At 42.3% G+C, this 24,572-nt stretch carries 29 protein-coding genes and 4 pseudogenes; 6 read left to right on the top strand and 27 right to left on the bottom strand.

Annotated features, from left to right (window positions below):
• The first annotated feature begins 54 nt into the window (after positions 1–54).
• Positions 55–1,530, top strand: a complete 1,476-nt coding sequence (locus tag OCV36_RS06895; protein ID WP_017072712.1) for an aerolysin family beta-barrel pore-forming toxin — start codon at positions 55–57, stop codon at positions 1,528–1,530.
• A gap of 129 nt (positions 1,531–1,659) precedes the next feature.
• Here the strand turns inward: OCV36_RS06895 and OCV36_RS06890 are convergent, their stop codons facing one another.
• Positions 1,660–2,295 carry a LysE family translocator gene (locus OCV36_RS06890; protein ID WP_135456382.1) on the bottom strand — a complete coding sequence of 212 codons (636 nt, stop codon included), beginning with the start codon at positions 2,293–2,295 and terminating at the stop codon, positions 1,660–1,662.
• 313 nt (positions 2,296–2,608) lie between these two features.
• Between OCV36_RS06890 and OCV36_RS06885 the strand changes: the two genes are divergently transcribed.
• Complete coding sequence (locus tag OCV36_RS06885) at positions 2,609–4,081, top strand: carboxypeptidase M32 (RefSeq protein WP_135456384.1); 1,473 nt, start codon at positions 2,609–2,611, stop codon at positions 4,079–4,081.
• Between the two features lie 24 nt (positions 4,082–4,105).
• Here the strand turns inward: OCV36_RS06885 and OCV36_RS06880 are convergent, their stop codons facing one another.
• The 5 genes from OCV36_RS06880 to OCV36_RS06860 all read right to left on the bottom strand — a co-directional run bounded on the left by OCV36_RS06880 (position 4,106) and on the right by OCV36_RS06860 (position 7,970).
• Positions 4,106–4,474: a hypothetical protein gene (locus OCV36_RS06880; protein WP_135456386.1), complete on the bottom strand. Its 369-nt coding sequence runs from the start codon at positions 4,472–4,474 to the stop codon at positions 4,106–4,108.
• Between the two features lie 84 nt (positions 4,475–4,558).
• The gene (locus OCV36_RS06875; protein ID WP_135456388.1) at positions 4,559–4,900 is read right to left on the bottom strand and encodes a hypothetical protein; all 342 of its coding nucleotides are present in this window, start codon (positions 4,898–4,900) and stop codon (positions 4,559–4,561) included.
• Between the two features lie 36 nt (positions 4,901–4,936).
• Positions 4,937–5,587, bottom strand: a complete 651-nt coding sequence (locus tag OCV36_RS06870; protein ID WP_167853029.1) for a hypothetical protein — start codon at positions 5,585–5,587, stop codon at positions 4,937–4,939.
• A 319-nt stretch (positions 5,588–5,906) separates the two neighbouring features.
• Positions 5,907–6,908 (bottom strand): metal-dependent hydrolase, encoded by a 1,002-nt coding sequence (locus tag OCV36_RS06865; protein WP_135456392.1) that lies wholly within the window; start codon positions 6,906–6,908, stop codon positions 5,907–5,909.
• Positions 6,909–7,160: 252 nt separating this feature from the next.
• Positions 7,161–7,970, bottom strand: coding sequence for a sulfite exporter TauE/SafE family protein (locus OCV36_RS06860; RefSeq protein WP_135456394.1), 810 nt, complete (start codon positions 7,968–7,970; stop codon positions 7,161–7,163).
• A gap of 344 nt (positions 7,971–8,314) precedes the next feature.
• Here OCV36_RS06860 and OCV36_RS06855 point away from each other — a divergent pair, with 344 nt between their 5' ends.
• The gene (locus OCV36_RS06855) at positions 8,315–9,292 is read left to right on the top strand and encodes a DUF1852 domain-containing protein (RefSeq protein ID WP_135456396.1); all 978 of its coding nucleotides are present in this window, start codon (positions 8,315–8,317) and stop codon (positions 9,290–9,292) included.
• A gap of 45 nt (positions 9,293–9,337) precedes the next feature.
• The gene (locus OCV36_RS06850; protein ID WP_135456398.1) at positions 9,338–10,366 is read left to right on the top strand and encodes a methionine synthase; all 1,029 of its coding nucleotides are present in this window, start codon (positions 9,338–9,340) and stop codon (positions 10,364–10,366) included.
• A gap of 107 nt (positions 10,367–10,473) precedes the next feature.
• On the opposite strand, the gene OCV36_RS06845 is transcribed toward OCV36_RS06850, so the two are convergent.
• On the bottom strand, positions 10,474–10,911 hold the full coding sequence (locus OCV36_RS06845; RefSeq protein ID WP_048606983.1) for a MarR family winged helix-turn-helix transcriptional regulator: 438 nt from the start codon (positions 10,909–10,911) through the stop codon (positions 10,474–10,476).
• Between the two features lie 84 nt (positions 10,912–10,995).
• Here OCV36_RS06845 and OCV36_RS06840 point away from each other — a divergent pair, with 84 nt between their 5' ends.
• Positions 10,996–11,442 (top strand): hypothetical protein, encoded by a 447-nt coding sequence (locus OCV36_RS06840; RefSeq protein ID WP_135456400.1) that lies wholly within the window; start codon positions 10,996–10,998, stop codon positions 11,440–11,442.
• A gap of 44 nt (positions 11,443–11,486) precedes the next feature.
• Here OCV36_RS06840 and OCV36_RS06835 read toward each other — a convergent pair whose 3' ends face one another.
• The 16 genes and pseudogenes from OCV36_RS06835 to OCV36_RS06765 form a co-directional block, all read right to left on the bottom strand.
• Positions 11,487–11,969, bottom strand: coding sequence for a tetratricopeptide repeat protein (locus OCV36_RS06835; protein WP_135456401.1), 483 nt, complete (start codon positions 11,967–11,969; stop codon positions 11,487–11,489).
• Between the two features lie 21 nt (positions 11,970–11,990).
• Positions 11,991–12,542, bottom strand: a pseudogene (cyaB, locus tag OCV36_RS06830) (class IV adenylate cyclase).
• 89 nt (positions 12,543–12,631) lie between these two features.
• A complete protein-coding gene (locus OCV36_RS06825) occupies positions 12,632–13,024 on the bottom strand; it encodes a hypothetical protein (RefSeq protein WP_135456404.1) in 393 nt (130 codons plus the stop codon).
• Positions 13,017–13,466, bottom strand: coding sequence for a GNAT family N-acetyltransferase (locus OCV36_RS06820; protein WP_135456406.1), 450 nt, complete (start codon positions 13,464–13,466; stop codon positions 13,017–13,019). The genes OCV36_RS06825 and OCV36_RS06820 overlap by 8 nt, the downstream gene beginning before the upstream one ends.
• A gap of 85 nt (positions 13,467–13,551) precedes the next feature.
• Positions 13,552–14,058 (bottom strand): GNAT family N-acetyltransferase, encoded by a 507-nt coding sequence (locus tag OCV36_RS06815; RefSeq protein ID WP_135456407.1) that lies wholly within the window; start codon positions 14,056–14,058, stop codon positions 13,552–13,554.
• 82 nt (positions 14,059–14,140) lie between these two features.
• Complete coding sequence (locus OCV36_RS06810) at positions 14,141–14,722, bottom strand: DJ-1/PfpI family protein (RefSeq protein WP_135456409.1); 582 nt, start codon at positions 14,720–14,722, stop codon at positions 14,141–14,143.
• Between the two features lie 106 nt (positions 14,723–14,828).
• The gene (locus tag OCV36_RS06805) at positions 14,829–15,254 is read right to left on the bottom strand and encodes a hypothetical protein (RefSeq protein WP_135456411.1); all 426 of its coding nucleotides are present in this window, start codon (positions 15,252–15,254) and stop codon (positions 14,829–14,831) included.
• 185 nt (positions 15,255–15,439) lie between these two features.
• Positions 15,440–15,847, bottom strand: coding sequence for a GFA family protein (locus tag OCV36_RS06800; RefSeq protein WP_135456412.1), 408 nt, complete (start codon positions 15,845–15,847; stop codon positions 15,440–15,442).
• 54 nt (positions 15,848–15,901) lie between these two features.
• A pseudogene (locus OCV36_RS25590) lies at positions 15,902–16,024 on the bottom strand (opioid growth factor receptor-related protein); the annotation flags it as partial.
• 77 nt (positions 16,025–16,101) lie between these two features.
• A complete protein-coding gene (locus OCV36_RS06795) occupies positions 16,102–16,455 on the bottom strand; it encodes a YkgJ family cysteine cluster protein (protein WP_135456414.1) in 354 nt (117 codons plus the stop codon).
• Positions 16,456–16,699: 244 nt separating this feature from the next.
• Positions 16,700–17,230 (bottom strand): GNAT family N-acetyltransferase, encoded by a 531-nt coding sequence (locus tag OCV36_RS06790; protein WP_135456416.1) that lies wholly within the window; start codon positions 17,228–17,230, stop codon positions 16,700–16,702.
• Between the two features lie 120 nt (positions 17,231–17,350).
• Positions 17,351–17,824, bottom strand: coding sequence for a GNAT family N-acetyltransferase (locus OCV36_RS06785; RefSeq protein WP_135456418.1), 474 nt, complete (start codon positions 17,822–17,824; stop codon positions 17,351–17,353).
• A gap of 82 nt (positions 17,825–17,906) precedes the next feature.
• Positions 17,907–18,287 carry a hypothetical protein gene (locus tag OCV36_RS06780; protein ID WP_167853030.1) on the bottom strand — a complete coding sequence of 127 codons (381 nt, stop codon included), beginning with the start codon at positions 18,285–18,287 and terminating at the stop codon, positions 17,907–17,909.
• A gap of 352 nt (positions 18,288–18,639) precedes the next feature.
• Complete coding sequence (locus OCV36_RS06775; RefSeq protein WP_135456420.1) at positions 18,640–19,101, bottom strand: RDD family protein; 462 nt, start codon at positions 19,099–19,101, stop codon at positions 18,640–18,642.
• Positions 19,102–19,247: 146 nt separating this feature from the next.
• Positions 19,248–19,874 (bottom strand): LysE family translocator, encoded by a 627-nt coding sequence (locus OCV36_RS06770; protein ID WP_054547655.1) that lies wholly within the window; start codon positions 19,872–19,874, stop codon positions 19,248–19,250.
• A 356-nt stretch (positions 19,875–20,230) separates the two neighbouring features.
• Positions 20,231–20,522: pseudogene (locus OCV36_RS06765) on the bottom strand (NUDIX domain-containing protein); the annotation flags it as partial.
• Between the two features lie 9 nt (positions 20,523–20,531).
• Here OCV36_RS06765 and OCV36_RS06760 point away from each other — a divergent pair.
• Positions 20,532–20,873, top strand: a pseudogene (locus OCV36_RS06760) (transposase); the annotation flags it as partial.
• Positions 20,874–20,988: 115 nt separating this feature from the next.
• On the opposite strand, the gene OCV36_RS06755 reads toward OCV36_RS06760, so the two are convergent.
• From OCV36_RS06755 to OCV36_RS06740, 4 genes are all read right to left on the bottom strand, one after another.
• A complete protein-coding gene (locus OCV36_RS06755) occupies positions 20,989–21,462 on the bottom strand; it encodes a response regulator (protein ID WP_135456422.1) in 474 nt (157 codons plus the stop codon).
• Positions 21,449–22,804: an ATP-binding protein gene (locus tag OCV36_RS06750; RefSeq protein ID WP_135456425.1), complete on the bottom strand. Its 1,356-nt coding sequence runs from the start codon at positions 22,802–22,804 to the stop codon at positions 21,449–21,451. The genes OCV36_RS06755 and OCV36_RS06750 overlap by 14 nt, the downstream gene beginning before the upstream one ends.
• Positions 22,805–22,810: 6 nt before the next feature.
• Positions 22,811–24,229: an SLC13 family permease gene (locus OCV36_RS06745; RefSeq protein ID WP_135456427.1), complete on the bottom strand. Its 1,419-nt coding sequence runs from the start codon at positions 24,227–24,229 to the stop codon at positions 22,811–22,813.
• Between the two features lie 163 nt (positions 24,230–24,392).
• The gene (locus OCV36_RS06740) at positions 24,393–24,554 is read right to left on the bottom strand and encodes a hypothetical protein (protein ID WP_261887531.1); all 162 of its coding nucleotides are present in this window, start codon (positions 24,552–24,554) and stop codon (positions 24,393–24,395) included.
• Positions 24,555–24,572: the final 18 nt, after the last annotated feature.

Below are 24,572 nucleotides of genomic sequence, written 5' to 3'. Positions count from 1 at the left end.
CACGACGCACAAAACATTATCAAAATAGAAAAATTACAATAGAGGGAATTGTTAATGATTAGTATAAACAGAAGTCTCTTAGCAACCGCAGTGTTGTCTGTTCTATCAACCGGTGTAAACGCAAAGGTTTACCCAGACCAAATAGTGTTTGACCAACTTGGTGAAGATGTATGTCGCTCTGGTTATCGCCCTTTAGACCGTTATGAGGCTGAAGAACAAAAGAGTGCTTTGGTCGCTCGTATGGGCACTTGGCAGATCACAGGGCTGAAAGGAAACTGGGTGATCATGGGGCCTGGCTATCATGGCGAAATTAAACAATCGAGCAGCGGATCAACGTTCTGCTATCCCAACAATGACCAATCTGAAATTCCAAACTACTCTGCTAAAGCCGTCACAGAAGGCAGCGAGATAGATGTTGAATATGACTTAGTAAACAACCGCAATGATTTTGTACGCCCTCTTAGCTATCTGGCTCACAACCTAGGTTATGCGTGGGTTGGCGGGAATAACAGTCAGTATGTTGGTGAGGACATGACGATTAACCGCTCAGGCGACTCTTGGGTAATACAAGGCAACAACAGTGGTTCTTGTGATGGTTATCGCTGTAACGAAAAGACTAAGATCACCGTCGACAACTTTACCTACACCGTCAACGACAATAACTTTTGGCACGGCGATGTCGTCGAGTCCGATCGTGAACTGGTTAAGACCGTTTATGCAACGGCCAGAAACAGAAGTAACATCGCGCAACAAGTCGTTGTCGACCTCAAAGTTGATGAGTCAACAAACTGGTCTAAAACCAACAGCTATGGGTTCTCCGAAAGTGTTCAAACAGAGAATACATTCAAATGGCCTTTAGTTGGCGAGACTAAGCTAACGATTAAGTTAGAAGCAAACCAGAGCTTCGCTGAAACCAATGGCAACTCCACTAGCGAGCAAGTAACACTTCAAGCTCGTCCTATGGTTCCTGCGAATTCAGAGCTTCCGATTCGAGTTGAGCTGTATCGTTCAACCATCTCTTATCCTTACCGATTCAACGCCGACATCAGTTACGATGTTGAATTTAACGGCTTCCTTCGTTGGGGTGGTAACGCATGGCACACTCACCCAGACAACCGCCCGTACAAAGCTCACACCTTCACTATGGGCCGTAGCAGCAATGAATCAGCCGATATTCGCTACCAATGGGATCACCGATACATCCCAGGCGAAACGAAATGGTGGGACTGGGGCTGGGCTATCAAAGAAGCCGGTTTATCAAGCATGCAGTACGCGACTGGTGGAAGCTTACGCCCATTCCACTCTTACGTATCTGGCGATTTTAACGCTGAATCTCAATTTGCAGGCACCATTGAAATTGGCCAAGCAACACCAATTACCAACAGTGTTCGTAGCAAAAGAAGCGTTGATTCAGTCAGCGAAACCACTGAGCGCATTGGCGATATCGAAGTTACCACCAACTTTAATGCAGATGAGTTAAGTGACTTAGGTTTCGAAGGCGCTGAGATGAACATCAGCGTTGTTGAATAACGCAGTGGCTCACATCTGACAATAGGTTTACCTATAGCAAAAAAGCCCACGACACGTCGTGGGCTTTCATCTATTCATCTATTTATCTATTTATCTATTTATCTATTTATCTGCGACAGAAAAGGAAAACTACGCAGGCTCTTCCATCAGAAGTTTAACGCCAAGCCCCACCAGCACCATGCCCGTCACACCTTCCATCCATTTCATGAAACTCGCATTCTTGAGCAAATTTTTAGCGGAGTTCAATGCACCTGCTAGGCTGCATTGCCACACCATCGCAATCATAAAGTGCACCGAAGCCATCACCATGGATTGCAATAAAGGTGAACCTTCAGGGTTTACGAATTGAGGTAAAAAGGCCAAATAGAAAACCGCCGTTTTCGGGTTCAGCACATTAGATAGGAAACCTTCACGCAAAGAACGCTTGGCGCTGTATGCTTGCTTAGCCTGCTCCCCGACCTGCATCCCTCCGCCATTTTTCATCAAAGCTCGTAAACTGCTTAAGCCAAGCCAAATCAGGTAAACCGCACCCACCATTTTAACGGCTTGAAAGAGCTCAGCTGATTGAGCAAGAATCGCAGAGATCCCCACAGCAGAGAAAAATGCATGCACATAAAGGCCGCTACAAATACCTAAGCTGGTCATAACACCGTCAGCTAAGCCGGAACGACTTGTATTGCGAATCACCAATGCCGTATCTAAACCCGGCGTTAGCGTTAAAATAGTGATGGCAATCAGAAATGCCTCAAAGTTCAAAATATCCATATCATTATCATCTTTGTTTAGCGATTTATCATCAATACCGTGTATCTGAACAATTCGCAAGCAACAATTGTCATCTGCTATACAAGTCACTGATTTTGTGCACAATGGAACAGTTTAATTTGTTAAGAAATAGTAAATTCAAGGCATCGTACCGCCTCAAGCTTTTATCGCTGTATCTTCTATCGCTGTACCTTCAACTACGAAGCACAGCGTCACTAAAAAGCAGAACCATAATAAAAGTACATTAGAGATGAACCTTAAAGCCAACGCAGTCCTAAGGATCATTTAAAGAAACCAAATTAAGAGTAGTCAAATGAGCGCATTCAAAAAACTAGTCGAGCACTCTCAAAAATGTTCACGCTTTCAACATCTAGCCTCTATTTGTGGTTGGGACCAAGCTTCAATGATGCCATCTGGTGGTAATCAAGCTCGTAGTGAAGCGATGGCCGAGCTTTCGGTTCATATTCATGGGTTAATGACTCAACCACAGCTTGGCGATTGGATTTCAGACGCTGAAAACGAAGCTTTGAATGGCGAGCAACAATCGTCTCTGCGTGAAATTAAACGCCAATGGCAACAAGCCAACCTACTTCCTGAAAATCTGGTTGAAGCTAAGTCTCTAGCGGGTTCAAAATGTGAACATGCGTGGCGTAGCCAACGTGGTAACAACGACTGGGTTGGATTCGAAAAGAACTGGCGTGAAGTGGTTGAGCTGTCTCTTGAAGAAGCGCAGATCCGCGCCGATGCAGCGAACCTAACACCTTATGATGCCATGCTGGATATCTATGAACCGGGAACGAGCTCTGCTTCACTTGATACCTTGTTTGCAGACGTTAAAACATGGCTACCAAGCCTGATCGACGAAGTGATCGAAAAGCAATCGAGCGAGCAATTTAACGCACCATCGGGCATCTATTCTACCGAGAAGCAGAAAGCTCTTGGCTTAGAAGTCATGAAGCTGCTTCAATTCGATTTTGAACACGGACGATTGGATGAAAGTGTTCACCCGTTCTGTGGTGGTGTGCCTTCAGACGTGCGTATCACGACTCGCTATGACGAAGCTGAATTCGTTCAATCATTAATGGGTATCGTGCACGAAACTGGGCACGCGCGTTACGAACAAGGCTTACCAAAGCACTTAGCTGGACAGCCAGCGGGTGAAGCTCGTTCTATGGGTATTCATGAATCTCAATCTTTATTTTTTGAGATGCAAGTTGGCCGCAGCGACCCATTCATTGGACACCTAGCAAACCTAGCGGGCCAACAGTTCTCTGGTTCAGAGTTTGAACAAAAGAACTTCCAGAAGATCTACACTCGCGTGAAGAAAGACTTCATCCGTGTCGATGCTGATGAGCTGACCTACCCTGCACACGTTATCTTACGTTACGAAATTGAACGTGATTTGATCAACGGCAACATCAAACACACCGATGTTCCTGAGCTTTGGAACACCAAGATGCAGTCATACCTTGGTTTAAGCACTCAAGGCAATTTCACTAATGGCTGTATGCAAGACATCCATTGGACAGACGGCGCATTCGGTTACTTCCCGTCGTACACACTAGGTGCGATGTACGCGGCTCAGTTCATGGCTTCAATGAAGAAAACTGTCGATGTGAACTCTGTGATTGAAAATGGCGACCTATCACCTATCTTCACTTGGTTAGAATCAAATATTTGGAGCAAAGGCAGCCTGCTGACCACCGATGACTTGGTGAAAGGCGCAACGGGCGAAACCTTGAATGCGCAGTACTTCAAAGACCACCTAAGAAGCCGTTATTTATAAGGTAAAGGGCACTTAATGTGCCCTTTACCTCTGCGGGTAACGCTCTAAGCTTCTCAGAGGCAAGACCCCACATTGATATCGATGTATCGCAGTATCAAGGTAATCTTGCGTAATGAACACTTCTTTGTAGTCTGTTTTTTTATTGCAGACTGGGCAATTTGAATTTACTAACACCATATTTTTAGGTGATGTAAATAGACAACTGTTACACCTTAGACCATAACCACCGTGGTGGTTGAAAACAAACTCGTCTGCTTCAATCATCTCTTGAATCCGCTTCTGCTTCATTTCGGCACTTAATTGCCTATTCCGCTCTGTAATAAGCTCTGCTTCACGTTCTTTGTGTAAGCGTTCTTCTCGAAGTTTTGCTGCTTCTTCCTTTCTCTTTTGCATTCTATGTCTGAAATCTTCGATGCTTTGATCTCTTAACTGAAAAACAGTTGGGGCAAGTGTAGTGGTCACTACATCGTTGATTGCTCAATACTGAAGGTAATCAAGTATTACTTTGAAAGGAGAGATTATCTTATGGTTTTCTTCAATCGTTAAATACCAAGCAATACGCTTGTTAGTCTGTGACCCGTTAGCTTTTGCTTTTTGCCTTGCTTGATATTGAGCCGTATTCAATCGCAACATGTTTGAATTCATAGGAGCATTTTTCTGAACAAAGCGCTTTATATCGAAAGCCTTTATGTCTTGATTTATACCAATTCGATACAAATGATCAACTATAAGCGCTTGCCATTGCTCACGCCGACACTCGATAATCCAGTCAACATCGGTTTTAAAATTAATTAGGCCTGAGTATTTATCTACACTCACCCACTTCAAAAAATCAGGGTTAACGTTTTGCTTCTGCTATTCATTTCGAAAAATCCAACTGTTATCAACAGTACCCAACCAATCTAGTTCGTCTTTGATCTCAGCTCTGAATCGCTGTTTCGCATTTTCAATATTATGCTCTTTTCTCTGCTCACGCTCATATAGTTGTTGTCTCCTAGATTCCTCAGCATCTAAACGATGTTGAATAACACGGTTCCTGTTTTCAGCTTCAAGTTTTAGTTCAGCTAGAGCTTTATTTACTTTTTCCATTGCCTTCGGATGGTGTATCCAATTAGCGTTAGTAGGATTGAAAAGAGCCTTTCTGATTTCTTTATCTTGATACAATCTATCAGAGTTATGCAGGCTAGTTAAAACGACTTCTATAGCGGGCTGATCTTCTTTTTTTATCGCTGCTAACTTTTCTGCCTCACACTCATGAGTAACTGTAATTTCAATAAATAACGAGCGATGTTTTAGTCTGCCATGGCTATCAATTCGATACTTGTGCCAAGAATATTCGTTTTGCACAGAATCAAACCAAACCTTTGCTGTTGGGTACTTTATCTCTTTTCCACTAAGAACCGTGTCGTCGAGTAGAATTATTTCAGGTGTGTATGTGAATTCAGGTAATACAATGCATTGTTCTGATTCTAATAGCTGTTGTGCATATTGATGAAGGTAAGTCATTGCTTCATAGTCAAAGCAATCAGTCTCAATCGCATGAGCGAAATGCGGACGCTTTTTTTGACCTTTGTTTTTAGCAATGAGTTGTTTTCCACAACTGGGGCAAATGCAGTCACAAGCTAAACCATTAAGGACGTTTTTGACGTGGTGTATTTTTCCATTTTTTTAGACCAAACGGTATAAGCATGTAGGTTCCCTCGAGAGACTAACCAAATATTATCGTACTTATGGCCAATAGCATACAAAACCTAACGCACTACACTTAACTGCTTACCAACATAAATATGGAAGTGGCTCCAATGAAGAAAATCATCGGAATCCATCAACCTCCTTTCAGCATACCGAAGAAGATCTGTCTCGACTCTGGTGTATTGTCTCTATGAGTTTCATACTTTACATGCGCATCGGCATCAACAGCTTTTGATAGCTTGATGCTCCAAAGCGCTTTCAGTTGGTTCGGTACGATTGAATATCGGACATCGATAATACGCAGTTCATCCATTGGATCTTGTGCCACATAGCCATTCGAAAACCATCGAAACCGTTCAATATCTCTCGCTTGTTGTGAATTCGGGTCGATCCAAGGGAAATCTCGGCTAACGTTGAGTTTAGCGATCGATTCTCCAGGATATTTCTTAACCGAGGTGCCGACCCGCACAGCATCTACATAGTATCGATGCTCTGTTTCGTACACCACTTTCCAAACTAAGATGTTCGCAAAGCTCGGCTTAGCCTCTAATCGAATCGGCTTATGTTGTCTTTCTTCCGCTAATTGCCAACCAATAACCTCTGCCCTGCCTCTCTGAATCATCCCTAATGTTGGATAAATTAGAGCCCAAACAAACGCAACACGTGCAAGCCAAGGCGCTCGTTTCAACGTTGCACACACAAGCAATACTAAGATGGGAAGCGTATAAATAGGATCGATGATTGAAATGGTATTCCAAGCAAAACGGGCGTTGGTGAAAGGCCAAAGTAACTGGGTGCCATAAGTGGTACAAGCATCTAACAGTGCATGTGTGCCATACCCCAGAGCACAAAAAAGCCAGCTTTGTTTGAAAGAGAGTCCACGCCTTTTTGCTATGAGATGATGCAAAACCAAGGCGCAAATCAAACTGCCAATGGGGATAAAAAGAAGTGAATGGGTAAATTGCCGATGGAACTCCAAAGCCAACAGAGGATCGCTCTGTGATCGAATAAACGCATCTAAATCCGGCGCCATTCCAGAGAGTAATCCTAATACCCCAGCGACAACCAAGTTTTGTTTTTTGCTTGCCGACTGTGACAAAGAAGCGCCTAGCACGCCCTGCGTTAAAGGATCCATAAATCACTCATTGATAGCATTCCGTTGAATCAAACAAGATACATTTAGCTATAGCAGTGAATTAGGTTAAACAGCAATATTTTCTGAACATACTCATGCACATAACCGTAGAAACATCGGCTACACACATAAAAATAGCAGCACAAGGCTGCTCTTTTCTATTTGTTCATGCTGAGCTATCTATTCGTAGCTGCCTTATATCTACAGTTGCCTTATATCTACAGACCTAATAAATAGCCTGACGAATGGTAACTAACTAGCCACCATACTTACCGCAATAACGAGCAACAACACTGAGAAGATTTTCTTAATCGTTGGAACAGGTAAATGATTGGTTGCTTTTGCGCCTAAAGGGGCAGTAAACCAAGAGGTGCACACGATACCCAGTAACGCAGGTAGATAAACAAAACCAGCAAATCCATCTGTTAGAGCAAACTGGCTGCTGCCTGAACTGATATAGCCGATTGAACCAAATAACGCGATGACAATGCCACAAGCAGACGCACAACCGATGGCCTTTTTCATATCGACAGAGAAAAACGTCAACAGCGGAACCAGTAATGCACCACCACCAATGCCAATCATCGCAGACAAACCGCCCGTGATCGTTGTCAAGACGGTTAAGATGCCCTTATTTGGCAATTTTCTTTCTTTAGGCGCGTCGTTTTTGCTGCTTAAGAACATCTTTATTGCGATAAGAACCACACTCACTGCAAACACAATACGAACAACTTTTTCTGGCAATAAAGCCGCCATAAAGCCACTAACCAATGCACCCAGAGCAACACCGAGCATGATCCAAGGCGCTAGATCCCAAGGCACGTTCCCGTTTTTGTGGTGAGCAAGTGCAGAAGAAGTTGAGGTAAACAGTATCGATGCCAACGAGGTAGCGATGGCCGCAACAACCACTTGATCCGCAGGTAGAACCTCTAAGTGAAGTAAAATGCTGCTTAGCACCGGAACAATGATCAGCCCGCCGCCAATCCCCAAAAGTCCGGCAAGAAAACCAACACCACTGCCTAATAATGCACAGTATAAAATCAACAACAGCAATTCACCCATTTCATCCATCTCTTAATTAAATTAATTGTCTTAAATAACGCACTATTAATGTGGTTATATTTCCATCAAGCTAATTAATATAACTGACACCGACTTAAACATTCAAACAGAATAGATCATGAATATTCCTCATGTTCAATGTGAAGTAATACCATTGTTAATGGTGAACCTATCCACGTATAAAAACCTTAAGCAATTAACTTTATACGACAGTAATGCTACTAAGCATTAATTTCAGACAGCATAGCCTTCGATTCTTAATCTGGTCACAAGCAAAAAAATAAAAGCCGTTTTAATACTAAAGGCCGAGAGAATCAGAAAACAAATTGGGATACCAAATCAGCATGAATAAAGAATTTAATTTTACGATTAAGAGCATTAGCCTCGACGAAAACTACCAGCCAGCAGACAGCACGCGTATCACAACCAACTTTGCTAACCTGGCTAGAGGCGACAGCCGACAAGCAAACTTGCGTAATGCACTGCAGATGATCGATAACAGTTTCAATGCATTAGCACACTGGGACAACCCTAAGGGCGACCGTTACTCTGTTGAGCTTGAAATCATTTCTGTTGATATGGACATTGAAAGCAACGGTGAAGCATTCCCTTCAATTGAAGTGCTGAAAACCAATATTCTGGACCGTAAAACCAACGAGCGTATTGAAGGTATTATCGGAAATAACTTTTCTTCCTATGTTCGAGATTATGACTTTAGCGTACTTCTGTTGGATCATAATAAAGGCCAAGATAAATTCAGCATTCCAGAAGATTTTGGTGATTTACACGGCAAGCTTTTTAAATATTTTGTTAACTCTGAAGCTTACAAACAGAACTTTAATAAACCACCTGTTATTTGCTTAAGTGTGTCAGATAATAAAACCTATTACCGCACTGAAAACCAACACCCAGTATTAGGTTTTGAATACCAACCGAATGAGTCTTCTTTAACTGAGCAATATTTTAAGAAGATGGGCTTACAGGTTCGTTACTTCATGCCGCCAAACAGTGTTGCACCTTTAGCTTTCTATTTCTTTGGTGATCTGCTGAACGATTACTCTAACCTCGAGCTTATCAGCACCATCAGCACCATGGGTACGTTCCAAAAAATCTACCGACCTGAGATTTACAACGCGAACGCGGTTGCGGGCAACTGTTACCAACCAAACTTGAAAAACTTGGATCACTCGCTAACTCAAATCGTGTACGACCGTGAAGAGCGAGGCCAGCTAGCGGTTGAGCAAGGTAAGTTCGCAGAAGAGAAATTCATTAAGCCATACCAATCAGTTCTAGAGAACTGGTCGGCAAATTACGCACTTTAATCGTCTATTGCGCTCTCAAACCACCCAAGGATAGGCAGTATTATTATGAAAACACTATTACCGACTTCAACAGCGGGCAGTTTGCCGAAACCGTCTTGGCTTGCACAACCAGAGACGCTTTGGTCGCCATGGAAACTTCAAGGCGCTGAACTCACAGACGGCAAACAAGATGCGCTGCGTGTGTCTCTGCACGAGCAACAGCAAGCAGGCATTGATATTGTGAGTGACGGCGAACAAACACGTCAGCACTTTGTAACGACCTTCATTGAACATCTGAATGGCGTTGATTTTGAAAAGCGTGAAACCGTTAAAATCCGCGACCGTTACGATGCAAGTGTACCTACAATCGTTGGCCCTGTTTCTCGTCAGAAATCCGTGTTTGTTGAAGATGCAAAGTTCTTACGTCAGCAAACCGACCAACCGATCAAATGGGCTCTGCCGGGGCCTATGACCATGATTGATACGCTTTACGATGCGCATTACCAAAGCCGTGAAAAACTGGCGTGGGAATTTGCGAAGATCCTCAACGAAGAAGCGAAAGAATTAGAAGCTGCAGGCGTTGATATTATTCAGTTCGATGAACCTGCGTTTAACGTGTTTTTTGATGAAGTGAATGATTGGGGTATTGCTTGCTTGGAAAGAGCCATTGAAGGGCTTAAGTGCGAAACTGCAGTACATATTTGTTATGGCTACGGCATTAAAGCGAATACCGATTGGAAAAAGACGTTAGGCACAGAGTGGCGCCAATACGAAGAGGTATTTCCTAAGCTGCAGCAATCGAATATCGACATTATCTCCTTAGAGTGCCACAACTCTCATGTACCACTTGAGCTACTTGAACTTGTTCGTGGTAAGAAAGTGATGGTCGGTGCGATTGATGTGGCTACCGACTCCATTGAAACACCGGAAGAAGTGGCTAGCACTCTTAGAGAAACACTTAAGTATGTTGATGCAGACAAACTCTACCCTTGTACTAACTGCGGCATGGCGCCCCTGCCTCGCGAAATTGCCTCAGCGAAGCTTAATGCGCTAAGTGCAGGAGCAGAGATCGTTCGTAAAGAGCTTTCAGCTTAACGCTTCCCCAACAAACAAAAACTATGCCCTGAAGCCTAAGTATCACATTGATGCTTAGGCTTTCGTACTCTTCTCAACTGCCATTCTCTATTTATCTATTTATCTATTTATCTATCTAAGAAGGTAGCCATCTTCTTCAGAGTGATTAACGCCTTATCAAGCTCGTCTCTTTCAATGCCTTCAGCGCCACTTTCAGCCCATACTTCCTGTTTTTTATCTAATAGCGAATACGCTTCCTTGCCCTTTTCAGTCATGTTAACCAACTTTGCTTTTTTGTGATTCGGGTTATCAAGCCAAGTGAGCAGGCCATCTTTCACCATGATGTCGGTAACACGCTGAGTCGCTTGTCTGCTTTGACCCATAATACGAGCAATTTGAGAAACCGTGACTAGATCATCCGACTTTTCGATCGCCCCCATCACCTTCCATCTGGCACTGCTTAACCCTAACTCTTCGGTTAATTTGTCACCCTCAGCATTCAATAGACCACTGACCTTAAAGATCTCAAGTGCGATCTTTGTGAAAACTTCTCCATTCGTATCCATAACACTCACTTTGACAACATGCTGTCATTAAATTAGACTTAAACCAAGTTGACAACATGTTACCGAATTAAAGGCGTAAATGATATGAAACCAATAATCCACAGAACAGCAGCATTAATATCAACACTGTGTGTCGCTACATTCTTTACCAGCACGTTGCTTGTAGAACTGTTTGGCACTTTGGAATCAGTGAAGCTAGTCAAGTCGATGATCGTTTTTCCCGGCTTGTTTATTCTTGTCCCATCCATTGCTATCACGGGTGCGACCGGTGCAGCTATGGCAAAACAACGTAAAGGGAAAATAGTTGAGCGTAAAAGTAAACGCATGCCCATTATCGCGTTCAACGGGATCGTTATTTTGATTCCGGCCGCGTACTTTTTGAATCAATGGGCAAGTTTAGGAGAGTTCGACTCAGTGTTTTATGGCGTTCAGGTTTTAGAACTGATAGCAGGCGCGACCAACCTAACACTGATGTCTTTGAATATTATGGACGGTAGAAAGTTTCGCCCTAAGAAGGTAAAACAAGGCTAAGACCATCGTGTTTAAGCAAACAGATGAGCTTTATACGCGGCTGTTTACCAGGTTTTATCTAGGTCTTGAGCATATAAAGAAATCGCTCGTTGGTACTCTTTGATCGCTTCACTATTAGTCGTGGAAACTAAAAGCTCAAGTAACAGCGACGTCGCCTCTTTATGGCGACCTAAATTGTACAAACACATTGCGTAGAAAGGTTTCACTTCTATCGAGTCAGGATACTCAGCCATAGCCTGTTCGAAATAGTTTAAAGCCTCTGCATAAAGACCAAGGCTTCGATAAGTACTCGCCAAACCAAACAGCGCATCAAAACGCTCTACTGAAGAAAGCACGCCAGACAGAGACAACACATAGTGCTCTATGGCCTGTTGCTCTTTACCTTGGTTGTCGTAAGACCACGCGATCTGTAAATGAGCTTTTGCTGCATAACTTTTATCGCTTAGCAGCGTCGCCAATAAGTCACGAGACTCTTGATACTTTTCTTCTTTTCGCAATTCGATTGCTTGTTTGATAATCGTATCCATACTTCCCTTTGAAACGCTTTGCTATGCGAGTATTTCTTCAAACATTTGCTTATATGATTTAGTCTGTAACGCAGATCGCCTTAGCCCGAATTGACTCGCCAATAACTAAAGTTCATCTTTATAAGCGGATAGCTTAGACTCATCATTCGTCATGATTGCAAACTCAGCAAAATCACCGATACCCGCAAGAGAATCGACCGTGATATGGAACTCTCCAACAAAGTAAATACTGCGAGTTTTCTGCGCTTTAAGAATCACTTCGTATCCCAAGTTCTCTAGCATGCTCTTGGCATTCGTCGCATCGGTGATATTTGTCGCTTCACATCGATCAGGCTCAGGGCCTTTTACAATCCATAACTTGATGCCCGACGGCTCCATAGTACGAATACACAAGCTTTTGTTCTGAGCCTGTAAGCTTCTATCAGAGCTATCGAAATAGCAATCGCATTCTAGGTTGTCTTGCAGCATTACTTCATGAGGAATTAGGTTCAAAGTTTTCAAGAACTCAGACTTAGAGCTAAGTCGATACTTCAGCTCAACCTCATATTTACCTTTGAAATGATCGTTAGTCATAGATTAGCTCGATGCAAAAAAGGCGATACTAGCACACGAACCGCATCCGAAATACAAACTGACGCACAACACAAACTAAAGCCGTAAAACTATGTCCGACACGCTAACACACGCTTCCATTCTTCTTGGTTCATAGCACCTTTAGGAAGGTAGATATTGCGTTTTTGCATCGCTCCTTTCGTGTATGAAAGCTTGATAACTGACCCGATATCAAAAGGAAGAATATTTCCCTGTAACTTGATATCGCAAGCGTGACCATCGAAACAGACATGATTGTTCGATATTTCAAAAGAGCTATTGCGAAACTGCCACCATAGCGTCACGACTTTTAATACCGCAACAGAACTGAGCATCAACCCAATAGTAGGCAGTGATTGATGGTTACCATCAAATAGCCAATAAACAGACAACAATAAGAATGCAGCGAGTGCGAACTCAAGCAGTGTATATTTAACAAAATTTAATTGGATACGGTTATCCATGACACCCTCTCAATGATGATCCTAAAAGCAGCTCCATTTCAACAAGCCCTTTCACTTCAGAAACCTTTGTAAAACCTTTTGATTGATATAACTTAATGGCGGGATTCTCACTGAACACTCGTAACACTAACTGAGTCGATGATTGATTGTTCGCATGTTCAATCACTAAATCCAAACATTTAGAACCAAAGCCTCTGCCTTGAGATTCAGCTAATATCTGCAAGTCCCTAAGAAACGTTGTATCACTGGTATAACTGAAGCGGATAACACCAATACGACTATCCCCTACATAAATTTCATAGTTATCCAGTTCATCCCAGCTACGTAAAAACTGACTATGACCCCAAGCGATTCCACGAGTTTGATAGTAACTCGCCATATTCGTTTTGGTGATCGATTCAGCGAACTTAGGATCGGAACCTTTGACCAACCTTACTTCCATATTGTGTCCCTTGTTTCTAAATCAAACATTGAGCAATACGTAATTAAAGTACCAAGAGTATTGCATCGTGTTTGAACCATCCTAATCAATCTGATTCCTTGTTTAACGCCTTCTCTAACCACATTGAACTGATGTATTGACCGTTTTTCTTCGCATATTCATTGAACACTCCGACTTCTCGAAATCCAAAACGTTTATGAAATGCTATTGAAGCCTCATTAGGTAAAGCAACACCTGAGAGTACGCGGTGAACACCATAATCACTAATCGATGCAAATAGGTGAGAATAAAGCTTAGAGCCTAAACCTTTACCTTGAGCTTCTGCCGCAAGATAAATAGTGACCTCTGCGGTATCTTCAAATGCCGATATAGCCCGGTATTGCTGAGAACACACGAAACCTAATAACGCACCATTTTCTATCGCGACATAAAGTTGATGTTTGCTGTTGTTTGAAAACTGAGCGAACCACTGCTGGCGATTTTCCAACGAAAATTTCTCTTCTTCAAAACGCGCGTTGGTATGTTCAATATAGAAGTTGAATATATCAGTAATTCCTTCAACGTCAGACAAGGTTCCTATTCTAATGTCCATGTAATGTCCTTTTTCATTTGTGCTTTAAACACCCAAACCAACACATAAAATACACAACACACATAGAGTCATCTTTGGAGGGTTAGTATGTAGACTCTTGCCAGTTGTACTCCATTTGCCGAGCGACTACCGTGGCAAACTCTAAACCATAGCGCTCAGACATCAGATGTAAACTCATGTCGATGCCTGAAGAAATGCCTCCTGAAGTTGTGAACTTCTCCGATGTTACCCATCGTTTATCACTAACCACATTTAAATCAGGGAACTGTAATGCCAAATCGGAAATATCTTCCCAATGGGTAGTAACTGTTAACCCCTTAAGTAAGCCCGCTTTAGCCAATAAAAACACGCCAGTACAAACTGACACAATTTGTTCAGCATTTGGCTCAACGGATACCAACCAATCCAGTACATTCGACTTGTTCATCTCGTCAGTATGCACACCGCCAACTACCATTAACAAATCTATCTCTGGATGATTTTGTAACGAGTAGTCAGTCAGAACCTTAAACCCACCACGGGCGACAACTGGCTCGGCGTGCTCAGAAACCATGAATACATTTAGATCTTCAGCACCTAAGCGCTTTGCCGTACTAAAAACTTCAAATGGGCCAGAGAAATCGAGAACTTCTGCTTGATTATAAATATATATACCGATGTTCATTGTACCTCCATGTACAAAATGATGAATATTTTGGCCTACCTTCGCATCTTATTTAACTAATTAACACACCTGTTTAAAAACTCGAACATGTAGATAATTGACTTGTTTACAGCTGCCTATTTTCAACTGCGATAGAAAGAAGATGTGCCTGTATAACAGAGATCGTGAACACGATTAACGGCACGACTATTGAAAATAACGAGACGAAAATTATAAAGCCAGACATAAACAACTTCTCAATGTAACCAGTGCTATGAGCCCAATCCGCAACGTGGCCGTCTGCAAAAAGACCGAATGCACCATAATAATAAAATGCATAAATCACAGCAGACTTATGCCATGAACCTCGTTGAAGGTCATCTATTGTATAAATCGATGCGAAGCCAGCTAAAACAACGCCCAACCATAAGAACACAAAGTCGATCGGGTAAACTGACGCTGTGGCTAGATAGTCTCCTCGAGAAATTAGCCATACAATTCCAAATCCTATAGTAAGCGTAATGAACGCATTTTTAATTATTAACCATCTCATACTTTCCTCCTGGATTCAGTATGGATAGATGCCAATATAGGGTTGTATGAAAACCCGATCTTTTCGATCTGCCTCAATAAATTTGGGGAGAGAAGTCAACGTGCGTTAAGAATTGGGCAACACCAAGCACGTTAACCATAATCACTGTGCATTCAATATTTGCGATTCAAAGAATCGAAGATCGATTAACTTGTTCGCCCTTCTGAATACGTAGGTAAGTCTGGCTGTAATTCACACCAGTTCGCTTTGTAGTTGGTGTAAATCTGAGCATCGATTTTAACTGGAATATCCACGTCGAATGTCGATATCGCTAGTTCGATGTTTTCTAAAGGTTCCCCTTGTACTCTGAAACCTAAACTTGAACCACAGTTGGAACAGAATGTTCGTGTTGTGCCGTTTGATGCCGCAAACTCTTTGAGTAAATCAATGCCGGAAAGCCAGCTCAAGCCTTGAACACCAACTGACGTACCAAAAGCTGCGCCGTGAAATTTTCGGCACATTGAACAATGACAGTTTGCTGCCTTTTCGCTGAATCCATTAACCGAAAAGCGAACACTTCCACACAAACACGAACCTTTAAAACCTGTACTCATCCTGAGTCTCCTTCCCTTTCATATACTGTGTTACCCATTGGTTAAATTGGACTTCTAACCATTTAACGCATTGCGACAATATTGCACTGTTTTATCCGAGACAGAACCTGTTTCACTGGCCGCTGCGATCAAAAAGTCACATAAGTTAGTCGCAACTTCTTCATTGCCTAACAAGTACGAAACTGAAAATACTATAGGTGGGCTATCTTTAATGCTTATGTGATTGTAGTTCGATCTGTTGGCTATTGAGCCAACTACACTAAAACTTGGCGAGTGTTCCTGATGAAGTAATGCACCTGACGTTCAATTTTTAAATCGACCATCTCTGTTGGACGACACCCATTTGGACATGCCATACGAGGTGTTGTGCCAAACAATCGGCAGATTAGTGGCCTTTCTTCATACACTTCGCACCCATTAGGCCCTAAATGCACACAATTATATTCATTTAGGGCAGCTTCATGCTCAGCGTCAGTCTTCACTGGTAACCGCGACATTTCTTCAGAAGAAGTCGTTACGGGCCCACAACAATCATGACAGCCCTTAACGCATTCAAACACCGGAATACTCTCGCGGAGGTATGCAATTACTTCTCTATTATTGTTCATCAATATCTTCTTCTCATGTAATACGCGACCATTATAGAGCAATACATAATTCGCTAGAAGTTGAGAATTAACCTAAATCTAAGGTACCGCAGTCATAGAACCATCAGCATAACTTTTATGGATATTTGATAATAGAGAATCCATATAAATCAGCACAAACTTGAACTCACAACTACGCACCGATTACACTAAACTAAGTTGAAACAGAAAATATCATCCGCTGACTGTCGGCTTGAACCGTTTGCTATAAGCATGTTTTTACATAGATAAACGTGCTATCGAGTTCCCCTGATGGCAAACGCCTAGTATTAGCTAACTGTGCTTCAAGATAATAACCGCACCGCTTTGCAACAGCCTGACTTTTAAGATTTGATCCTGCCATTTTAATCTCGACTCGTAGAGCACCTTTATCATCAAATGCATATTGTTCAACTAAACGAATGGCTTCAGTTATGTAGCCAAAGCCTGTTTTTGATGTTTGTAACCAATAACCAATTTCAAAATACGGCACAGATTCATCTCTAATGATAAAACCTACAACGCCTATAAACGAACCCGTTTTCTTTTCGATGATATTAAACCAAAACTCCCCGGTAAAATTGGAGAAGTTAATGGCAGCTTCTTTGATATTATCTTCAAGAGTTTTTGTAGTTAAAGAGTTTGAGACCCAAGGTAAAAACTGGGAAAACTCCGGCTTACATTCCTCAATAACGACATACATAGCATCGGTAAATTTTAATGATGGAGGCACCAATTTGAGTCTTTCACTTTCCATTTTAACTCCTAGGAGAGGGAATGTTTGTAGCGTCTTATTTAGATAACAAATACTCCTATCGACCAAGTGGGAGTCTCGTAACATCAACATTCCCGAACAGCACCTAATCTAAAATTATGGTTAGCCGCACATGGCCCAATAATAATACGGTCTCTGACCATCCATTCGCTCGACCTCAGCACCTAACATTTTGTAGAATTCATGGGCTTTCTTATTGTTTGGGCTCGCAGTCCATGAAATGTGCGAAACCAACGATGTTTCAGCTTGTGACCTTAACGCTTTCATAAGTTCACGACCATAACCCTTCGACCTTTGCCCTCCCAAAACCAAGAGATCATCAAGCCAGATTGATGGCTCACCACGAAAAGACGAATATCGATAATGAAATAGAGCAAAGCCAAGAATTTCATGGTTCAGTTCCAATATCAAAGCATGAGCAAATGGATGATCACCAAATAACGTGCGTTCAATTTTTTCTACATTTGTAGAGACCTCACCGCTGAAGCCTTTCATACTTCGATCAAACTCAGCTTTTTGCTCAATAAGCTCTAGTAACTTGCCAGAGTCTTCCTTTGTCGCAGTCCTTACGATCATTATCTAGTCCATAGTTGAAGGTATTACTTGTCTGCTTTAGTGGCTTGTTAGGCTACAAATCACTTGGTTACAACTTTGTATTTCATCGTTTTGTCAGGCAATTATCCAAAATCAATTGACCGTAATAAATAATAACCAACTCCCCTATGACACCACCTAAAAGTGTTGTAAATAATGGTATATAAGTCTGTTGATAGGCCAATTCATGCCATTCAGGATATGAAGCAGTGGAAAGGTATTTCCAAGATACAAAAGAACCGAGAAGCAATACAACTCCGGATATTATCACTGGATATTTAGGTGCAGTGACATAGGCAGTAGAAACAACGAGGAATGCTGTAATAAAGCCAACAACTGGCTCAGGCCATAAACCAATAAACTCGTCAAAAAAGAGGAAGCCACTGATTACACTAACGACCATTGCTCCGATAGTTGCAAACACCATAATTATCCATGAAATCATTGTTCTACCTTCAATTTCCTAACGAATAAATCACCGCGGTCGCGTAAAGCCATCAAGGTTACGACGTAAGCGAATCGTAGAGGAATAGACAGAATACAGAGCGACTGTCCAAAAACCCCATTAACATAAATTTAGCGGATGTAGATAATTTTGAGCGTCTATGCAGGTGCGTTAAATAGTGTTCAAGGCTACTAAGACACACTCAAATTCACTGCCGTTACTGGCTACTGACCTTATGGAAACACTTAAGATATGAGTTAAGAATACCGCGTGTTAAATCACTCTTAACGTATTACCTGAAGTGACAGATAACGATTCACGCGTTATCTGTCAGTTGGAATTATTCTTAAGCTCACTTTCCAAACTTTACGGGTTCAATACCCTTATTTGTAGGCCTAACAACGACTGTATTGGCAATTAAATCATGCCAACCTTGTTTCTTTCCGCTAAGCGCAATCCAAACAAAGCCAAAACACAGTGGAAGAATACTTACGTAATACGCAAGGTACCTTAAAATTGATTTGCCCGTAGAAAGCGCCTCTCCGGTCTCCGCATTCACAACTTGAAGCTTCAAAGCAATTTTGCCTGGAGTGCCCGATCGATAAACCCAGAATATAACCGTTGCGATAAAAGGGAACACCCAATTTAACAACATATCCCAGCCGCCTAAGATGAACTCATCTGAATCAAAATAGTAGTCACCATATACCCAATACAATAAAGGCATAGTCACCAGCAAGAACAGGAAGGTATCAAGCAACGCAGCTCCTAATCGCACCCAAAAGCCTGCATACTCTAATTGCTCATTGTCCATAAAATATCCTATCTGTTTTGTTTAAATCACATTGCAGCCGAGCGCTCTGTTGAATTGTGATTACGACTATCAACTAAAACGATTGGCACCCAAAGTAAAAATGCCAAACGTTGTGAATCTTACCAAATCAATGCCTAGCGCACAGATTATCGCTGCTTCATAAACGCAACAGCTAACCCAGAAGATACGAATGTAATACCTGCACCAATATTCAACCCTGACACTAACTTAGGCTTGTTCCTGAACCACTCTGACAATTGAGACGAGAAAACACCCATTAAGCTAAAGCCAACTGCCGTTAATAAAGCAAACCAAACGCCATAACCGATCATTTGAGTTGTCACTGACCCTAAGTTTGGGTTTACAAATTGAGGTACAAAAGCAAGAACAAACATACCTGGCTTTGGATTAAGCGCGGCAGATAGAAAACCCGTAGAAAATATGACTTTTAGAGGCTGTTTTTTCGCTGGTTCTAATGTGAACAAATTTCTCGTACGAAGTACTTTCACACCCAACCAAATTAGGTAAGCAGCGCCAACGAGTTTGACAACGTAAAACGCTACTTCAGAAGTTTGAATGAGAAGGGTAAGCCCAAAGGTCGCGGCAACGACATGAAATAGAATACCCACCCCAGAAGACATACCTGACATTATTGCTGCTAATCGGCCTTGGCTTAAACCTCGACCTATAGCAAGCAAATTATCCGGCCCCGGCGAGATAACTAGCAGTAAACAAGCCAGCGTGTAAGTAACAAATATATCTAATGGAAACATAAAACCTCCTTGTAGTATGGCTCTTAGTGCTAACGTTACGTTAGTTAGTGAGAGACACATCCACATCAACTGTTTCATCGTACACACAAAAATCGACTGAGACGTGAGCCCGTATTACGCAAGCACGACGAGTTAGCCTATTATGAATCCAGCCTCACTTCAAAACATATATATCGGCGTTAATGTGGTAAGTCCCTGTTAGATATTCACATCTGTCCACCAGACTTATTTTTACTCAATAGAACAAGTACAAACTGCGAATCGCTCACGTTAGACAAAGGTCGCTTGTCATGTTTCCTCCGTGAAACTAACGATGAATAAAGATGGTGGTGATGTGACTGGCGTATTTGAGAAGCAAACCGGCTCAAATGGTGCTCTATAAACTCGATATCTGCGCGATAAAAATCATCAAGAGAAATAACTTAGGGCTAGCCAATAGAAAGTTTGCTGTCTTTCTACTTCGACCATTTTAGGCTCATCATTCTGATCCGCATTCAAAACTACATTATGAATCTCACCACCGACGTTATTCAGAGCTTGATGAGTGGCGAGCAGTTGTAAATCTTCAAGATCCGTTTCTTCCCACAATTCTCTAACTGCGGCTTGGCTACCGGAATCAACTGAACCTCTAGGGAATTCAAAAACCATACCTTGACCATGCCTAAACCTCGTAACAAAACGACCAACTGGAAGCAATACAACCCATCACTCATTAATCGCGGATCTCTGACCGTTTGGATTAGTGAAGAAGCGATAAGCGGGTGGGCGCAAAGCAAACATAATAAGCACGGGAGGCCACGTCGGTTCAGTGATTTAGCTATCACGACTGCGCTCATGGTGAAGCGAGTTTTTTCTATGCCACTGAGAGCGCTTCAAGGATTTATCGACTCGATATTTAGACTTGCCAATGTTCCATTAAGTTGTCCACATTACACCAGCATCAGTCGTAGAACCAAGCAGGTTGAGGTTTCATTTAAGACTAAAATGAGAGGAGCAATATATGCACCGAATGATTACGTCTTTCAAAGACAAACTCCTTCAGAAAGCGTCCTTCGGTGCATATAATTTCAAGCGACTTACATTAATGACTAATGTAAGTCGCTAACATAAGAGACTAACGTAAGCGTCTCAACACAACCTGTTGGTCGAGCTCATTCTGATAGTCCGTGTAATCAAGCCCTTGATCAAATATGTACTCAGTGACAAGAGTACGAATGCATTCAACTAATGTGCTTGCTTGCCAAGGCTTTTCAAAGTAACGGTCGATGCCTGCTGCATTAATCGCATTGATGGTATCAGTATGAGTAGCCTGCCCCGTAAGAAGAATTTTCTTTGTATTCGGAAAGCGGCTGTCGTGGAACACTTCAGTGAGTAACTCCACACCCGTTTTCCCTGGCATCACATGATCAGACACGATGACGGTAATGTATTCGCCTTCTGCGTCAAGTTCATCAATGAGATCAAGCACTTCTTGCGCTGATTCACAATCTTCAATATTCAGCCAACTCGCCAGCGGCTCTAAATCTTGTACCACTGCGCTCAGTACTTCCCTCTGGTCATCGACACAGATTAAATTAAGCTTCTCCATGTTCACCCTCTACTGGTAACTTGATCCTAAATACAGTTTTAGAAGCATCACTTTTCACAATAATACTTCCGCCATAACCCGCCACAATCCGCTTAACTATTGATAAACCCAAGCCCAATCCAAACGATAAACCACCTTTTTTAGTGGTGAAGTTGGGCTGAAATACCTTTCTACGAGTCACCTCGTCTATCTCAGGGCCGTTATTCGTGATCGTAACTAATATTCTTTTCTTATTTAATCTGGTTTGAATTTCTATTGCAGCATCGTCTGAATTCGACATTGCATCGCAAGCATTCTTTACAATGTTGACCCAAATCTGAACGAGCTCTGTTTTCGAGCCTTTAAAAGTCGGCAAATCTGCTGGGCTCAATCGCACAGACACTCTACGTAACTCACTTTGTAACAACGATAAGGCATGGTTAATGGAGTCGTTAATATCAACCGCTTCTTCGGTGTCAATGTCAATTCTGCCAAGTTGTTTAACCGATTTTACGATGCCAACAGTGTGTCTAGATGCCAAACGTAAATCATGTAAATCACAGCCCATCTGCCAAAAGCGAATCGCTTCTTCTGGGTTTTTCAGCCAATGTTTTGAAATAACGTCTGTTGCAGATAAAGCGTTAATTGGAATCGCCTTTGCAAGAGAGCGTGCAATGTTTTTGTCTAAACCATATTTTCTTTCAAATTGTCGCCCACGTGTTCGCGCTTCTGACGACGACGTTTTCTGACCATGCATTAACCCAAAATCGAAAAATTGACTGGCTTCTGGGTGCACTTCTTCAAGCAGATCCATGATGACCGTTTCAAGTCGGCCAGATTTACTATTTACTACACCAATAGCGTTGTTAAGCTCATGGGCAATCCCTGCAGCCAATTGACCCAAGGTCGTCATTTGCTCAGCAGTATGTAACTTCTCTAGCGCTTTTTGTTTCGCTATCGCTTCTTGTGTTGCACGGCGTTGACGACGCGACAACTCATTGACGATCACAGGTGTGAACTGTGCGGTAAGAGGACCAAACTTACGTTCATCTTCTGCAGGCGTGTCTTTATCGATCCACGCTAACTCAACATCGGTTTTGGCAACAACCGTTGAAGATGCTGTCCAATTACCTGAAAAGAAGCTATGAACACCTATAAAAGCCCCACTACCCGCGCTAAACACTCGCACTTGCGGTGTATTCGCTTCGGAATAAAACCCTTCCAGCTCTCCACTAAACACATAATATAAACGAGTGTTTAACGCTGATTGTTCAATAATGGTGTTACCGGCACGGCACGTCACCCGACGTTCTATCTGATTAAAATAACGATCGATAAGTGCTTCTAGCTTTTGTTGATACACGTATCGTTATCCTATGTGACCAATTGAATGTAGCACCCACACCATAACAAAACTCAGTAGCACACCAACCACACCTAAAATAATACCGATTTTGGCCATTTGATTACTTTGCACATGACCTGTGGCATGAGCCAACGCATTCGGTGGCGTACTGATTGGCAGCGACATACCTAATGAAGCGGCAAAAGTCACAACCAGAATTAACGTTAACTCACCGCCTAGTGGCGTGAGTGAAGCCATAGACGACCCTAATGCAGCCATAATTGGCATTAACAAGTTAGCCGTTGCGGTATGAGACATAAAGTTTGCCATTACCAAACACAAGAACGCCGCTCCGAACAACACCACATATGGTGAGTAAGTATCAAACGGAATACTGTGTACCACGAGCCTTGCTAAGCCAGTTTTATCGAGAGCTAAGCCAAGCGCAATACCACCTGAGACAAGCCACAATACGTCCCAAGAAATTTTCTTCAGGTCTTCTTTATTGATGATCCCGGAGAGAGAGAACACAGCAACAGGAATCAGAGCGACGGTATAAGAGTTCATGCCATGGCTTGAGCCCATTAACCAAAGAATGATGGTGAGCGCAAAAGTGACGTATACCGCAATGGCTTTGGGCGTTTTAAGGAATTTGCCTTTGATGCTTAGCTCGATTTTCTTTTGGTCAGCTTTGTACATAAAGCCTATTAAAAACCACGCTAACGCCATCATAATAACGACAAACGGCACACCAAATGCCATCCATTCACCGAACGTAATTAGGTTGTCACCAACTAAATATTTAAGTGCGATAGCGTTCGGGGGGGTACCGATCGGGGTACCAATGCCACCGATGTTAGCGGCAACAGGGATACAAAGCGCAAACGCTATACGACCGGGGTCTTTCGGGCCAAACACAGCCAGTACCGGCGTTAAAATAGATAGCATCATTGCCGTTGTTGCCGTGTTAGACATAAACATCGAAAAGATACCAGTGATCAACATTAAGCCGAGCATCACAAATTTTGGGTCTTGTCCAAATGGCTTCAATAATACACGGGCTAAGTTTACGTCCAATCGATACTTAGTGGCGGCCATTGCTAAGAAAAAACCGCCCAAAAACAGCATGATGATTGGGCTGGCGAATGTCGCCATGATGTCGCTGTATTTTAACAACTCACCAAAATGTTCCTGCCCATGCTCAAACCTTAAAAAGATCAGCCCTTTATCCGACAACATCAACAATTGCAGAACGATAATAACAACAGACGTCGCGTAGATCGGGATGGGCTCGAACACCCAGCACAATGCCGCTAATAAAAAGATCGCGATAACGCGTTGTTGAATAATCGTAAGGCCTTCAAATGGAAACGCTGATAGCGGCATTACGAGGATAATGAAAGGAATTAAAATAGGGATAATGTATTTAATATAGGGGCGCATAGCACAAAGACTCTTCCTGAGATAACAACTACTTAGAAATTAGATTTAAAGTTCTAATTTAGATCCGACAACGAATTATCGACCTCTTATCACTATCTCACTATCGGCTAGATCAATGATTACGTAATCGCGATATCCCCTTTTTCGATTCTGTGCGCTACCTCTATGTTTGTATGTCATTTACTGCTGCAACTAAATTCCGAGAAACAAAAGGCAAACGTTCGCCTTTGCGTGGGAGATCCGTAATATGTGAGCCATATTTGACACCGGACTGGTTTTCAGAAGTAAAGAGCATAGCTGCATTATCAAGTAGTTCTTTTCTCAATTTGAGATCCGATTAGCG

Origin of the sequence: Vibrio echinoideorum (assembly GCF_024347455.1) — a bacterium.
GTDB classification, from domain to species: Bacteria; Pseudomonadota; Gammaproteobacteria; order Enterobacterales; family Vibrionaceae; genus Vibrio; species Vibrio echinoideorum.
Note: the sequence above shows the minus strand (reverse complement) of the source record. Positions and strands in the feature narration are given on the sequence as shown.